Origin of the sequence: Aeromicrobium sp. Root344, from assembly GCF_001425755.1 — a bacterium.
In the GTDB taxonomy this organism is placed as follows: Bacteria; Actinomycetota; Actinomycetes; order Propionibacteriales; family Nocardioidaceae; genus Aeromicrobium.
On the sequence record NZ_LMDH01000001.1, the window covers coordinates 2,259,387 to 2,271,332 of the forward strand.

General features: G+C 70.3%; 13 protein-coding genes. 9 read left to right on the forward strand and 4 right to left on the reverse strand.

Annotated features, from left to right (window positions below):
- Positions 1-44: 44 nt before the first annotated feature.
- The 3 genes from pdhA to ASC61_RS11040 are packed head-to-tail and all read left to right on the forward strand — an operon-like array spanning position 45 to position 3,369.
- Positions 45-1,130: a pyruvate dehydrogenase (acetyl-transferring) E1 component subunit alpha gene (gene pdhA, locus ASC61_RS11030; RefSeq protein WP_056211849.1), complete on the forward strand. Its 1,086-nt coding sequence runs from the start codon at positions 45-47 to the stop codon at positions 1,128-1,130.
- Positions 1,130-2,119, forward strand: a complete 990-nt coding sequence (locus tag ASC61_RS11035; protein ID WP_056211851.1) for an alpha-ketoacid dehydrogenase subunit beta — start codon at positions 1,130-1,132, stop codon at positions 2,117-2,119. The genes pdhA and ASC61_RS11035 overlap by 1 nt, the downstream gene beginning before the upstream one ends.
- Complete coding sequence (locus ASC61_RS11040; protein ID WP_200935441.1) at positions 2,119-3,369, forward strand: dihydrolipoamide acetyltransferase family protein; 1,251 nt, start codon at positions 2,119-2,121, stop codon at positions 3,367-3,369. The genes ASC61_RS11035 and ASC61_RS11040 overlap by 1 nt, the downstream gene beginning before the upstream one ends.
- A gap of 4 nt (positions 3,370-3,373) precedes the next feature.
- On the opposite strand, the gene ASC61_RS11045 is transcribed toward ASC61_RS11040, so the two are convergent.
- Positions 3,374-3,679 (reverse strand): EthD family reductase, encoded by a 306-nt coding sequence (locus ASC61_RS11045; RefSeq protein ID WP_056211853.1) that lies wholly within the window; start codon positions 3,677-3,679, stop codon positions 3,374-3,376.
- 37 nt (positions 3,680-3,716) lie between these two features.
- Positions 3,717-5,747 (reverse strand): phenylacetic acid degradation bifunctional protein PaaZ, encoded by a 2,031-nt coding sequence (gene paaZ / locus ASC61_RS11050; RefSeq protein WP_056211855.1) that lies wholly within the window; start codon positions 5,745-5,747, stop codon positions 3,717-3,719.
- 100 nt (positions 5,748-5,847) lie between these two features.
- Between paaZ and paaA the strand changes: the two genes are divergently transcribed.
- The 6 genes from paaA (at position 5,848) to ASC61_RS11080 (ending at position 10,135) form a co-directional block, all read left to right on the forward strand.
- Positions 5,848-6,801, forward strand: coding sequence for a 1,2-phenylacetyl-CoA epoxidase subunit PaaA (paaA, locus tag ASC61_RS11055; RefSeq protein ID WP_056211857.1), 954 nt, complete (start codon positions 5,848-5,850; stop codon positions 6,799-6,801).
- A complete protein-coding gene (gene paaB, locus ASC61_RS11060) occupies positions 6,798-7,094 on the forward strand; it encodes a 1,2-phenylacetyl-CoA epoxidase subunit PaaB (RefSeq protein WP_056211860.1) in 297 nt (98 codons plus the stop codon). The genes paaA and paaB overlap by 4 nt, the downstream gene beginning before the upstream one ends.
- 79 nt (positions 7,095-7,173) lie before the next feature.
- Positions 7,174-8,115 carry a 1,2-phenylacetyl-CoA epoxidase subunit PaaC gene (gene paaC, locus ASC61_RS11065; protein WP_157439456.1) on the forward strand — a complete coding sequence of 314 codons (942 nt, stop codon included), beginning with the start codon at positions 7,174-7,176 and terminating at the stop codon, positions 8,113-8,115.
- On the forward strand, positions 8,115-8,603 hold the full coding sequence (gene paaD / locus ASC61_RS11070) for a 1,2-phenylacetyl-CoA epoxidase subunit PaaD (protein ID WP_056211862.1): 489 nt from the start codon (positions 8,115-8,117) through the stop codon (positions 8,601-8,603). The genes paaC and paaD overlap by 1 nt, the downstream gene beginning before the upstream one ends.
- Positions 8,604-9,689, forward strand: a complete 1,086-nt coding sequence (paaE, locus tag ASC61_RS11075; RefSeq protein WP_157439457.1) for a 1,2-phenylacetyl-CoA epoxidase subunit PaaE — start codon at positions 8,604-8,606, stop codon at positions 9,687-9,689. It begins immediately after the preceding gene.
- 44 nt (positions 9,690-9,733) lie between these two features.
- Positions 9,734-10,135, forward strand: a complete 402-nt coding sequence (locus ASC61_RS11080) for a carboxymuconolactone decarboxylase family protein (RefSeq protein WP_056211864.1) — start codon at positions 9,734-9,736, stop codon at positions 10,133-10,135.
- Here the strand turns inward: ASC61_RS11080 and ASC61_RS11085 are convergent, their stop codons facing one another.
- Both ASC61_RS11085 and ASC61_RS11090 read right to left on the reverse strand, forming a co-directional pair.
- Positions 10,136-10,747: a TetR/AcrR family transcriptional regulator gene (locus ASC61_RS11085; protein WP_056211866.1), complete on the reverse strand. Its 612-nt coding sequence runs from the start codon at positions 10,745-10,747 to the stop codon at positions 10,136-10,138.
- 29 nt (positions 10,748-10,776) lie between these two features.
- Positions 10,777-11,940, reverse strand: coding sequence for an acyl-CoA dehydrogenase family protein (locus tag ASC61_RS11090; protein ID WP_056211868.1), 1,164 nt, complete (start codon positions 11,938-11,940; stop codon positions 10,777-10,779).
- Positions 11,941-11,946: the final 6 nt, after the last annotated feature.

The following is an 11,946-nucleotide window of genomic DNA, read 5'->3' on the forward strand; positions in this document are numbered from 1 at the left end:
CTGTTCTGTGAACAGACGTACGTCATCGAAAGGTGTGCTGCCCGGTGCCGAGCCATGACTTCCTGCCCTCCGAGCAACCCGTCCAGCTGCTCGACCAGGACGGGCGACGGGTCGAGGACCCGGAGCATGAGTTCCCGGCGGACGAGGCGATGCTGCGGGCCCACGAGGCCTTGGTGGTGGGCCGGCGGGTCAACGAGCAGGCGTACGCCTTGGTGCGTCAGGGCCGGCTCGCGGTCTACCCCTCGTCGTACGGGCAGGAGGCGTGCGAGGTCGCCGCAGCGTTGGTACTGGCCGACCAGGACTGGCTCTTCCCGACCTACCGCGACGTCGTGTCGATCATCGGCCGTGGCGTCGACCCGGTCGAGACGCTGACGCTGCTCAAGGGCGACTGGCACTGCGGCTACGACCCGACGGAGCACCGGGTGGCCCCGCAGACCACGCCGCTCGCCACGCAGCTGATCCACGCGGTCGGCGTCGCGCACGCGGCGACGCTGCGCGGAGAGGACACCGTGGTCATGGCGATGTGCGGCGACGGCGCGACGAGCGAGGGCGACTTCCACGAGGCGCTCAACTTCGCGGCCGTGTTCAAGGCGCCCGTCGTGTTCTTCGTGCAGAACAACGAGTACGCGATCTCGGTGCCGCTGGCTCGCCAGACCGTCGCACCGTCGCTGGCGCACAAGGCGGTCGGCTACGGCATGCCGGGGGAGCGGGTCGACGGCAACGATGTCGCTGCGCTGCTGTCGGTGCTCGGCACCGCCGTGGATGCTGCCCGCAGTGGCGCCGGGCCATCGCTCGTCGAGGCGCACACCTATCGCATGCAGGCGCACACCAACGCCGACGACGCGACGCGCTACCGCCAGGACGACGAGGTCGAGAAGTGGCAGGGTCGCGACCCGTTGCTGCGCTCGGAGGCGTACCTCACGGGCCGCGGCCTGCTGACCGACGAACGCTCCGCCTCGATCTCGGCCAGGGCCGAAGCGGTGGCCACCGTCATGCGCGACGGCCTGATGCAGGACGTCGCGCCCGATCCCGCCGACCTCTTCGACCATGTCTATGCGACGCCGACCCCGCAGCTGCGGGAGCAGGCGGCGTTCCTCGCCGACGAGCTGAGCCGGGAGGGGGTCAGCTGATGGCCGAGCACGAGAAGATCACGATGGCGCAGGCGTTCAACCAGGCGCTGCGCGACGCGATGACCGCCGACGAGTCGGTGCTGATGTTCGGCGAGGACGTCGGCGCTCTGGGCGGCGTCTTCCGGGTCACCGACGGGCTCAACGCGGAGTTCGGTGACGCCCGCTGCTTCGACACGCCCCTCGCCGAGTCCGGCATCATGGGCCTGGCCGTCGGGCTGGCGATGAACGGCATGCGCCCCGTCGTCGAGATGCAGTTCGACGCCTTCGCCTATCCGGCGTTCGAGCAGATCGTCAGCCACGTCGCCAAGATGCGCAACCGCACGCGCGGCGCCCTGACGATGCCGATCACGATCCGCGTCCCGTACGCCGGAGGCATCGGCGGTGTCGAGCACCACTGTGACTCGTCGGAGGCCTACTACGCGCACACGCCGGGGCTGACCGTCGTCGCGCCGGCCACCGTCGCCGACGCCTACACGCTGATGCGCGGAGCCATTGCCTCACCGGACCCCGTCGTGGTGCTGGAGCCCAAGAAGCTCTACTGGAGCAAGGACGAGGTCGACCTCGACGAGGCGCAGCCCGGGATCGGTCGCGCGGTCGTACGCCGTGAGGGGACGGATGCCACGCTCATCGCGTACGGCACCTCGGTGCCGATCGCGCTCGAGGCTGCGGACGCCGCGGCCGCGGAGGGGCGGAGCCTGCAGGTCGTCGACGTGCGCTCGATCGTGCCCTTCGACGACGAGACGGTCTGCGCCGCCGTACGCTCGACCGGTCGTGCCGTCGTGGTCGCCGAGGCGGCCGGATTCGCCAGCGTCTCGTCGGAGATCGTCGCGCGGGTCACGGAGCGGTGCTTCCACCACCTGGCCGCGCCGGTGCGCCGGGTCACCGGGTTCGACATCCCGTACCCGCCGCCCAAGCTCGAGCATCTCCACCTGCCGAGCGTCGACCGCGTGCTCGACGCCGTCGACGACCTCCAGTGGGACGACGTCTGATGGCGCAGACGTTCACCCTGCCCGACCTGGGCGAAGGACTCACCGAGGCCGAGGTCGTGCGCTGGCTCGTCGCGGTCGGCGACGAGGTCGTCGTCGACCAGCCGGTCGTCGAGGTCGAGACCGCCAAGTCGATCGTCGAGGTCCCGTCGCCGTACGCCGGCCGGGTCAGCGAGCTGCACGGCGAGGAGGGTGGCACGGTCGCGGTCGGCAGTCCCTTGATCTCGGTGGAGGCGCTGGTGCCGGCCGCCGCCGAGGCGTACCGGCAGGAGGAGCAGGCCGGGTCGGGCAACGTCCTGATCGGCTACGGCACCCCTGAGGGTGCCGGCTCCGGCCGCCGCCGCCGTCCCCGCATGACCCCCGCCGCGGCGGCGCCTGCGTCATCGTCCTCGGTGCCGCGCGTGTCGTCCCCGCTCGTGCGCCGGCTGGCCAGGGAGGCCGGGGTGTCGATCCTCGGCATCACCGGGACCGGCGTCGACGGGCTCATCACCCGCCGCGACGTCGAGGCTGCGATCTCCGCCGCGGCGCCGCGCGGGGAGTCCGCCGGCCGTGCGGGTCTCGAGGTCGCGCAGCGCACGCCGATGAGCGGCTTCCGCAAGGCGGTCTCGTCGGCGCTGTCGCGCAGTCGCAGCGAGATCCCCGAAGCCACGGTCTGGGTCGACGTCGACTTCACCGAGCTGTTCGCGATCCGCGAGTCCGCGAAGGCGGCCGGCAAGCCGACCCCGAGCCTGCTGGCCTACCTCGCCCGGTTCACCGTGGCAGCGCTGCGGGCCCATCCCGAGCTCAACGGTGAGGTCGACAGCGTCAACGACGAGCTGATCCAGTACGCCGGGATCAACCTCGGGCTCGCCGTGCAGACCGACCGCGGACTGCTGGCTCCTGCGGTGCTGGACGCCCACCTCCTGACGACGACGGAGCTCGACACCGAGATCCGGCGGGTCACCGAGGCGGCACGGCAGGGCCGAGCGACCCAAGAAGAGCTGACCGGTGGGACGTTCACGCTCAACAACTACGGAGCGTTCAACGTCGACGGCAGCGCCGCGATCATCAACCACCCGCAGGTCGCGATCCTCGGTTTCGGCCGGGTCATCGACCGAGCGTGGGTCGTGGACGGCGAGCTGACGGTGCGCAAGATCGCGCAGATGTCGTTCGTCTTCGACCACCGGGTGTGCGACGGCGGCACCGCGGCGTCGTTCATGCGGATCGTCGCCGACGCGATCGAGTCACCCGGCTCGGCGATCGCGAACCTCTGAGGGATCAGAGCTCGGTCTCGATGACCTCTCCGGTGAACGTGGTCATCGAGGCGACGTCGAGCGTCTGGGCGTCGGCGGCGGTCTCGGCCATCTCCGGCGACTTCAGCGCCGCCTTGAGCGCGTCGGCGTCGTCGAACCACAGCTCGGCGACGAGATAGGGCGCGTCGCCGCCCATGCCGCGCGGGTGCGAGCGGACGTAGCGCCGCAGTCCGGGCAGCGTGGAGGCGAGCGGGACGTGCACCTCGGTGTAGTGCTGCTCGAACGCCTCGGGATCGGCGGGAGCGCCGTACTGGATCGTGATGCGGTGCATGGCGGGTCTCATTTCGACAGGCTCAATGAGCGACGGGTCAGAGGGTCTTGGCGACGAGGGTCAGGACGTCGTACGTGGCGACGGGCTGGCCGTCGGCATTGGCGACGACGGCGTCCCATCGCACCTCACCGTAGTCGGCGCTGTTGCGCGGAGTGATCTGCTTGACGGTCAGCGTCACGTCGATCGTGTCGTCGGCCTTGACCGGCGTGAGGAAGCGCAGGTTGTCGACACCGAAGTTGGCCAGCACGGGGCCCGGGTCGGGATCGACGAACAGGCCGGCTGCGAGCGACACGACGAGGTAGCCGTGCGCGACGATCCCGCCGAACAGCGGGTTGGCGGCGGCCGCTTCGGGGTCGGTGTGCGCATAGAACGTGTCGCCGGTGAGCTCGGCGAAGTGGCCGATGTCGTCGAGCGTGACGGTGCGCGACGCCGAGCGGATCGTGTCGCCGATGCGCAGCTCGACGAGGCTCTTGCGGAACGGGTGGACGTCGTCGACGAGCTGCTCCGAGCCCTTGATCCACTGGCCGGTGATCGCGGTCAGCATGTCGGGGGAGGCCTGGATCGCGGTGCGCTGCATGTGGTGCAGGACGCCCCGGATGCCGCCGAGCTCCTCGCCGCCGCCGGCGCGCCCGGGGCCGCCGTGCACCAGCATCGGCAGCGGCGAGCCGTGGCCGGTCGACTCGGGGGCGTCGTCGCGGTCGAGCACGAGGATGCGGCCGTGCCACGGCGCGAGGCCGAGCGTGATCGCCCGTGCGACGGCGGGATCGTGCGTCACGAGGGAGCCCGCCAGGCTGCCCTGTCCGCGAGCGGCGAGGGCGATGGCCTCGTCGATCGAGTCGTACGTGATGACGGTGCTGACCGGGCCGAACGCCTCGACCTCGTGAGGCTCACCGGCGCCGGTGGTTGCCCGCAGCAGGATCGGTGACATGAACGCGCCGGCCCCCGCATCGCCGTCGACGACGTCCACGTGGTCGGGGTCGCCGTGCACGATCTCGGCGGAGCTGCGCAGGATCTGCACGGCCTTGCGCACCTCGTCGCGCTGGGCGAGGCTCGCGAGGGCTCCCATGCGTACGTCGGGGTTGGCCGGGTTGCCCACCGTGACCTTGGCGAGGCGGGCGCTGATGGCCGCGACGACCTCGTCGGCGATCGCCGAGGGCACGATGGTGCGGCGGATCGCGGTGCACTTCTGCCCGGCCTTGACCGTCATCTCGGCGACGACGCCCTTGACGTAGAGGTCGAACTCCGGGTCATCGGTCGTCACGTCGGGTCCCAGGATCGAGCAGTTGAGCGAGTCGGCCTCGACGCCGAGCTGCACGCCGCCGTGCAGCACGGAGGGATGCTGGCGCAGCGTGGCGCCGGTGCTCGCGGAGCCGGTGAACGCGACGGAGTCCTGCGCACCGAGCTGGTCGAGCAGTCCGTCTGGGCTGCCGCAGAGCAGCTGCAGCGAGCCCTCCGGCATCAGGCCGGACTCGATGATGCGCCGCACGACGAGCTCCGTGAGGTATGCCGTCTGGCTGGCCGGCTTCACGATCGTGGGGAGGCCGGCGAGGAAGGCCGGGGCGAGCTTCTCGAGCATGCCCCAGACCGGGAAGTTGAAGGCGTTGATCTGCACCGCGACGCCGGGCCGTGAGGTCCAGAGGTGCTGGCCGAGGAACATTCCGGTCCTGCCGAGCTGCTCGGTGCCGCCGTCGAGGATGACGGTGTCGTTGGGCAGCTCGCGCGTGCCCTTGCTGGCGTAGCTGAAGACCGTGCCGATGCCACCGTCGATGTCGACCTGCGAGTCGCGCAGGGTCGCACCGGTGCGCGCCGACAGTGCGTACAGCGGGTCCTTGTCCTCGCCCAGGTGCTTGGCGACGGCCTTGAGGATGCCCGCGCGCTGGTGGAACGTCAGGGCACGGATGGCGGGTCCGCCGACGGTGCGGGCGTGCTCGACCATCGCGGACAGGTCGAGCCCGGTCGCGGAGATCCTGGCGACCTCCTCGCCGGTGGCCGCGTCGAGGAGGGGCTTGCCTTCATCGCCGGCCCGGAACCAGGAGCCTCCGGCGTAGCTTTCGAGCAGTGCACTCACGGGTCTTGAGCCTTCCGTTGCATGAACCTGACGTCGCGTGCAAGACTATTACAGACCGTTCGGTCAGTAAATGGCTGGCACGAGATTTCTGGAGGCGTGCATGACGCTGACACCCGAGGCCGACGAGAGCGAGCTGCTGGCCGCGTTCGAGGCGACGATCGAGCGGCACGACCGCATCGAGCCGCGCGACTGGATGCCCGAGGCGTACCGCAAGACCGTGATCCGGCAGGTCGCCCAGCACGCCCACTCCGAGATCATCGGCATGCAGCCTGAGGGCAACTGGATCACCCGCGCTCCGTCGCTGCGCCGCAAGGCGATCCTGCTGGCCAAGGTGCAGGACGAGGCGGGCCACGGGCTCTACCTCTACTCCGCGTGCGAGACGCTCGGGGTCTCCCGGCTGGAGCTCACCGAGATGCTGATCTCCGGTGGGCAGAAGTACTCCTCGATCTTCAACTACCCGACGCTGTCGTACGCCGACGTCGGCACGATCGGCTGGCTCGTCGACGGCGCCGCGATCTGCAACCAGGTGCCGCTGTGCCGCACGTCGTACGGGCCCTACGGGCGGTCGATGATCCGCATCTGCAAGGAGGAGTCGTTCCACCAGCGCCAGGGCTACGAGCTGCTGGCCACGATGATGCGCGGCACCGACGAGCAGCGCGAGATGGTGCAGGAGTCGGTCAACCGCTTCTGGTGGCCCGCGCTCATGATGTTCGGTCCGCCCGACGACGACTCGCCCAACACGGCGCAGTCGATGGCGTGGGGCATCAAGCGCAACACCAACGACGACCTGCGCCAGCGCATGGTCGACATGACCGTGCCGCAGGCCGAGGCGCTCGGCGTGACCCTGCCGGACCCCGACCTGAGGTGGAACGAGGAGCGGCAGTCGTACGACTTCGGGTCGCCGGACTGGGACGAGTTCAAGGACGTCATCAAGGGCAACGGCCCGTGCAACCGGCAGCGCATCGCGCACCGGCGCCGCGCGCACGAGGACGGTGCGTGGGTGCGCGAAGCCGCGACGGCGTTCGCCGCTCGTGCGGAAGGAGCATCGGCATGACCGAGCAGATCCAGGGTGAGTGGCCGCTGTACGAGGTGTTCGTCCGGGGCAAGCGCGGCCTCAACCACGTGCACGTCGGCTCGCTGCACGCCGCCGACGACGAGATGGCGGTGCGCCATGCGCGCGACGTCTACACCCGCCGCAACGAGGGCGTCAGCATCTGGGTCGTCCGCTCCGACGCGATCACGGCGTCCAGCCCCGACGAGAAGGACCCGCTGTTCGCCCCGAGCGGCGACAAGGTCTATCGCCACCCGACGTTCTACGACATCCCCTCCAACGTCCCCCACATGTGATCCCACCCCACGGAATCCTCCGTTCCCCCGCTTCGCTCCTCCACGAACGATTCCGCGGGGGCCCCGAGAGAGAAAGCTGATGAGTCATACACCTGATCCGAGCCACCTGCCCGACCACGACTCCGTCTACGACGGGCTGTTGGGCAGCGACGACTCCCAGTGGGCGTTCGGCACCGACTTCGAGGACCCGCTCGCCGGCGTCGACACGACGGTGCCCGACGGCGTCGACACGCACGAGCTCGCGACCTACTGCCTGATGCTCGCCGACGACGCCCTCGTGATGTCCCACCGGCTGTCGCAGTGGTGCAGCAACGCGCCCGACCTCGAGGAGGACATCGCGCTGGCCAACATCGCGCTCGACCTGCTGGGGCAGGCCCGGCTGTTGCTCGCGCGCGCCGCAGCCGCCGATCCCTCGGTCGTACCGGCGCTGCCCGAGGGCTCGCCGGTCCCGCCGGAGGACGCCCTGGCGTTCTTCCGAGGGGATCGCGAGTTCCGCAACGTACGCCTGGTGGAGACCGACAACGGCGACTTCGCGGTGACGATCGCCCGGCTGCTGCTGTTCTCGACCTGGCGACTCGCGCTGCTGCAACGTCTGGCCGTGAGCCGCGATCACGTGCTGTCGGCGGTGGCGGTCAAGGGTGTCAAGGAGATGACGTATCACCGCGACTACGCCGGTCGCTGGTTCCTCACGCTCGCACGGGGCACGGAGGAGTCGCGCCGTCGGCTGGTCACTGGCCTCGAGGCGACCTGGCCGCTGCGCGCAGAGCTGTTCACGTCTCATCCGGTCGAGCTCGCTGTCGCCGCTTCGGGTGTCGGGGTCGACCCGTCCACGGTGGCCGACGAGGTCGACGTGCTGCTCGAGCAGGTGTTCTCGATGAGCGGCGTCGACCGGCCGGAAGTTGGGCCGCTGGCAGGCGTACGCGGCGAGACCGGGCGCGACGGCCTGCACACCGAGGCCTTCAGCCGGCTGCTCGCGGAGATGCAGGTTGTGGCGCGGGCGCACCCGATGGGGAGCTGGTGATGGTCGCCGCGCGTGAGGTCGCCGCATCTGTCGTGGATCCGGAGATGCCGATGCTGACCCTCGAGGACCTCGGCGTGCTGCGCGACGTCGAGGTCGCCGACGAGCGGGTCGTCGTGACGATCACGCCGACCTACTCGGGCTGCCCTGCGATGGCCACGATGCGCGACGACCTGGTGCACCGCTTGCGCGACGAGGGGTTCGACGACGTCGAGGTGCGCGTCAGTCTGCACCCTGCGTGGTCGAGCGACTGGATCACTCCTCGCGGTAGGGCCGCACTGGTCGAGCACGGCCTTTCGGCACCGGGTCCGGCACCGTCCCACGACGGCCCGGTCGTCCTGTCGCTGCAACCCACCCGCCGTACGCTCGCCTGCCCGCGGTGCGCCTCGTCGCGCGTCGAGCTGACGTCGGAGTTCGGCCCCACCGCCTGCAAGGCGCTCTACCGCTGCACGGCCTGCCTCGAGCCGTTCGAGCACGTCAAGGAGATCTGAATGACCGTCATGACTCCACCGGTGTCGGCGGCCCGAGCGGCGTTCCACACCCTCACGGTGGCGTCGGTCGAGCAGCTGACCGAGGACTCCGCAGCGATCACGTTCGACGTGCCCGAGGAGCTGCGTGAGGCGTACGCCTTCGCGGCCGGGCAGTCACTGACGATCCGCCGGATCATCGATGGGCAGGACCACCGTCGCACGTACTCGATCTGCGCCCCCGTCGGCGAGCGCCCGCGCATCGGCGTGCGCGAGATCCCCGACGGCGTCTTCTCGAGCTGGCTCGTGCACGACGTACGACCGGGGGACCGCGTCGACGTGCAGACGCCGACGGGCAGCTTCCGCGCCGATCCCGAGGCGGGCGGCCGACACCTCTGCATCGCCGCAGGCTCAGGGATCACGCCGATGCTGTCGATCGTGTCATCGGTGCTGAAGCACTCGAATGCCCAGGTCACGATGCTCTACGGCAATCGCACGAGCGGCTCGGTGATGTTCGCCGAGGAGCTCGCCGACCTCAAGAATCGCTACGGGCCGCGGTTCGACCTCGTGCACGTCCTGTCGCGGGAGCCCCGCGACGTCGAGCTGTTCTCGGGCCGGCTCGAGGCCGATCGGCTGCGCCGCCTGCTGACGGCGCTGGTGCCAGTCGGCGCCCTCGACGACGTGTGGCTGTGCGGGCCGTTCGGGCTGATCGGCGATGCGCGTGCGGTGCTCGAGGACCTCGGCGTCGAGCCCGGCACGGTGCACTTCGAGCTGTTCTACGTCGACGAGCCGCCACCGGAGCTGCACCGGGCCGACAAGGTCGTCTCCGGGATCACGAGCGACGTCACGATCGTGCTCGACGGACGGACGACGACCGCGCCGATGCCGCGTGACCAGAGCGTCCTCGACGGTGTCGCGGCGACTCGCAACGACCTGCCGTTCGCCTGCAAGGGCGGCGTGTGCGGCACGTGCCGCGCCAAGGTCACCGACGGGGAGGTCGAGATGCGGCGCAACTACGCACTCGAGGACACCGAGGTCGAGGCCGGCTTCGTGCTGACCTGCCAGAGCCACCCCGTCACGGAGGCGGTCACCGTCAACTTCGATGCCTGATCGAGTTTGACCTGGAGCGCGCTCCACCTCCTAGCCTGCACAGCATGAGTGAGAACGCGGAACGACAGCAGCGGTTCGAGCAGGGCATGGGGGTGCTGGACGCCGTCGACGGCGAGGCCGGCGCCAACGTCATCAAGGCGCTGGAGGACATCTCGCCAGAGCTCGGCCACCAGGTCGTCGCGTGGGGCTTCGGTGAGATCTACGCACGGCCCGAGCTCGCACCGCGCGACCGCCAGCTGGTGACGCTCGGGATGCTCACGGCGCTCGGTGGCTGCGAGCCCCAGCTCGAGGTTCACGTCAATGCCGCCCTCAACGTCGGGCTCACCCCTCAGCAGATCGTCGAGGCGTTGCTCCACTCGGCCGTCTACTGCGGCTTCCCGCGAGCCATCAACGCCACGTTCGCCGCGAAGAAGGTCTTCGATGAGCGCGGGCTGCTGCCGCTCTGACTAGCCCTCGTGCAGCGCGAGACCGTCGAACGCCAGGGTCGCGATCGAGGATGCCAGGTCCTCGGGGTCGACCGGGCCGCCGGGGCGGTACCACTCGACGAGCGAGTTGACCAGGCCGAACAGCAGCCGGCTGATGAGGTCGGGCGGGATGTCGGCGCGCAGCGCACCCTCGTCGACGGCGGCCTGCACGAGCGTCGCGAGGCGCTCGTCGATGCGGCGCCGACGCTTCAGTGCGGCCAGCTCGACCTCGCTGTTGCCGTGCACGCGGAGCAGCAGCGTCACCGCAGGCAGGTGCTCCACCAGGATCTTCACCGACTCCTGCACCACGGTGCGCAGTCGCTCGTACGCGCTGGTGCCCGGAGCGGCAGCTGCCGCCGAGTCGACCGCGGCCGAGAGCCCGTCGAGCGCCTCGTCGAGGGCGGCGGCGAGGAGGTGCTCCTTGCTCGGCACGTGGTGATAGATCGCCGACTTGGTCAGCCCCAGCTCCTTGGCGAGGTCACCCATGCTCGTGCCGTCGTAGCCCTGACGGTTGAACAGCTCGATCGCGCGACGCAGCACGGTCTGCTGGTCATAGCCGGGCCGGCCGCGTCGGGGTGTCGGCGCCTCCGTCATGGGCCAAGCGTCTCACGCAGGACCGCGAGCTAGGCGAACGCGGACAGGCCCGTCAGCTCGCGGCCGATCGTCAGCTGGTGGATCTCGGCGGTGCCCTCGTACGTCAGCACCGACTCGAGGTTGTTGGCGTGCCGCATGACGGAGTACTCGCCCGAGATGCCGTTGGCGCCGAGGATCGTCCGCGCCGTGCGAGCGATGTCGAGGGCGACGCGGGTGTTGTTGAGCTTGCCGGCGCTGACCTGCGCGGGCTTGAGGACGCCGGCCTCCTTGAGCCGGCCGAGGTGGACGCTCAGCAGCAACGCCGTGCCGTGCGCGACGCTCATGTCGGCGAGCTTGCCCTGAGTCAGCTGGAACGCGCCGATCGGCTTGTCGAACTGCGTGCGAGTCGTCGCATAGTCGATCGCCGTCTCGAGGCACGAGCGTGCCGCGCCGGTGGTGCCGAAGACGATGCCGAACCGCGCCTCGTTGAGCGCTCCGAGCGGACCGCGCAGGCCCTCGGCGCCGGGCAGCAGCGCCGAGCCGGGCAGCCGCATGTCCTCGAACGTGAGCTCGCTGGTGACCGACGCGCGCATCGACATCTTGTGCTTGATGGCGCGGCCCGAGAAGCCGGGGGTGTCGGTCGGCACGACGAAGCCGCGGATGCCGTCGTCGGTCTGCGCCCACACCACGACGACGTCGGCGACGCTGCCGTTCGTGATCCACATCTTCGCGCCGTTGAGGACCCAGTCGGCACCGTCGCGCTTGGCGCGCGTACGCATGCCGTTGGGGTTGGACCCGTGGTCGGGCTCGGTCAGGCCGAACGCGCCGACGTGGTCGCCTGCGGCCATGCCGGGGAGCCACTGCTGCTTCTGCTCCTCCGAGCCGTAGGCGTGGATCGAGTACATCGCGAGCGAGCCCTGCACCGAGAACAGCGAGCGCAGGCCGCTGTCGATCGCCTCGAGCTCGATGCTGGCCAGCCCGTACGCCGTGGGGCCGACGCCCGCGCAGCCGTAGCCGCTCAGGTGCATGCCCAGCAGGCCGGCGCCACCCATCTGCTTGGCGATGTCGCGGGCCGGCAGCTCGCCGGTCTCGGCCCACTCGGCGACGTGCGGGGCGAGCTGGTCCTGCGCGAACCGGCGGGCGGTGTCGCGGATGGCCCGCTCCTCGTCGCTCAGCAGGTGGTCGACGTCGAGCAGGTCATGCGGTGCGTTCATGGATCC

Excerpts from the sequence above, each read along its gene's own strand:
- ASC61_RS11035 (WP_056211851.1), top strand. The coding sequence starts at position 1,130 with ATGGCCGAGCACGAGAAGATCACGATGGCGCAGGCGTTCAACCAGGCG.
- ASC61_RS11085 (WP_056211866.1), bottom strand. The coding sequence starts at position 10,747 with ATGACGGAGGCGCCGACACCCCGACGCGGCCGGCCCGGCTATGACCAG.
- ASC61_RS11045 (WP_056211853.1), bottom strand. The coding sequence starts at position 3,679 with ATGCACCGCATCACGATCCAGTACGGCGCTCCCGCCGATCCCGAGGCG.
- ASC61_RS11040 (WP_200935441.1), top strand. The coding sequence starts at position 2,119 with ATGGCGCAGACGTTCACCCTGCCCGACCTGGGCGAAGGACTCACCGAG.
- ASC61_RS11090 (WP_056211868.1), bottom strand. The coding sequence starts at position 11,940 with ATGAACGCACCGCATGACCTGCTCGACGTCGACCACCTGCTGAGCGAC.
- paaD (WP_056211862.1), top strand. The coding sequence starts at position 8,115 with ATGGTCGCCGCGCGTGAGGTCGCCGCATCTGTCGTGGATCCGGAGATG.
- paaC (WP_157439456.1), top strand. The coding sequence starts at position 7,174 with ATGAGTCATACACCTGATCCGAGCCACCTGCCCGACCACGACTCCGTC.
- ASC61_RS11080 (WP_056211864.1), top strand. The coding sequence starts at position 9,734 with ATGAGTGAGAACGCGGAACGACAGCAGCGGTTCGAGCAGGGCATGGGG.
- paaA (WP_056211857.1), top strand. The coding sequence starts at position 5,848 with ATGACGCTGACACCCGAGGCCGACGAGAGCGAGCTGCTGGCCGCGTTC.
- paaB (WP_056211860.1), top strand. The coding sequence starts at position 6,798 with ATGACCGAGCAGATCCAGGGTGAGTGGCCGCTGTACGAGGTGTTCGTC.
- paaE (WP_157439457.1), top strand. The coding sequence starts at position 8,604 with ATGACCGTCATGACTCCACCGGTGTCGGCGGCCCGAGCGGCGTTCCAC.